Source organism: Paraburkholderia podalyriae (assembly GCF_014397785.1).
Classification (GTDB): domain Bacteria; phylum Pseudomonadota; class Gammaproteobacteria; order Burkholderiales; family Burkholderiaceae; genus Paraburkholderia; species Paraburkholderia podalyriae.
The window spans coordinates 1-1,308 of the sequence record NZ_VZQQ01000230.1; the positions used below are offsets into that span (position 1 = coordinate 1).

1 protein-coding gene is annotated in these 1,308 nt (G+C 59.5%); it reads left to right on the forward strand.

What is annotated here, in order from left to right; all coding sequences use genetic code 11:
• Nucleotides 1-64: 64 nt before the first annotated feature.
• The coding region (locus F6X42_RS42740; protein WP_187639745.1) for an IS256 family transposase at nucleotides 65-1,308 on the forward strand (1,244 nt) is incomplete at its 3' end.

The following is a 1,308-nucleotide window of genomic DNA, read 5'->3' on the forward strand; positions in this document are numbered from 1 at the left end:
GAGGGTGTAAATAGCTTTGTGTAAACGGTCATTTGGCAGGAGACTGCCAGTAACAGGAGCGACGATGACCGTAGCGAAACGCAGCAAACGAGTGAAACCCGATCCTGAGCTCGTCAAGCTGGCCGACAGCCTGCTGGCGAACTACCAGAAACCCGAGGACCTGATAGGCGAGAACGGCCTGCTCAAGCAGCTCACGAAGATGCTGGTGGAACGGGCACTTGAGACCGAGATGTCCGAGCATCTGGGACATGGCAAGAGCGAAGCGGTCACCAATGCCACGGGCAACACCCGTAATGGTCACAGCGCCAAGACGTTGCAGGGCGAGTTCGGCGAGTTGCCGCTCGATATCCCGCGCGACCGCCAGGGCGCGTTCGAGCCGAAGCTGGTGGAGCGCCATCAGACGCGCTGGACGGGCTTCGACGACAAGATCATTTCGCTGTACGCGCGGGGCCTGAGCGTACGCGAGATCCAGGGTCATCTGGAAGAGATGTACGGCACCGAGGTGTCGCCCACGCTCATTTCGGCCGTGACCGATGCGGTCAGCGACGAGGTGAAGCTCTGGCAGGCCCGCCCGCTCGACGCGCTTTACCCCATCGTCTATCTCGACTGCATCCACGTCAAGGTGCGCGACAGCGGCGCGGTGCGTACCAAGGCGGTCTACCTGGCCATCGGCGTGAACATGGACGGACACAAGGAAGTGTTGGGGCTGTGGATCGCCCAGACTGAAGGTGCAAAGTTCTGGCTGCAGGTGGTCACCGAGCTGAAGACGCGCGGCGTGCAGGACATCTTTATCGCCTGCGTTGACGGACTCAAAGGCTTCCCTGAAGCCATTGAAGCGGTCTACCCGAAAGCGGCGGTACAACTGTGCATCGTGCACATGGTGCGCAACAGCCTGAACTTCGTGTCGTGGAAAATGCAGCGGGAAGTCGCCGCCGATCTGAAGACGATCTACACTTCATCGACCGTCGAGATGGCAGAGCAGATGCTGGGCGCCTTTGAGGCCAGATGGGACAAGGACTACCCGTCCATCGGGCAAAGCTGGCGACGCAACTGGGCACGGGTGATTCCGTTCTTCGATTACCCACCGGAGATCCGTAAGGTCATCTACACGACCAACGCCATTGAATCGATCAACATGAGCCTGCTCAAGGTGATCAAGACCCGCAGCTCATTCCCGACCGACGAGGCCGTGACCAAGCTGTTTTATCTCGCGCTGAACAACATCAGCAGGAAGTGGTCGATGCCGATCCGGGACTGGAAAGCAGCCCTGAACCGCTTCACTATCCAGTTTGAAGACCGGCTGATGCC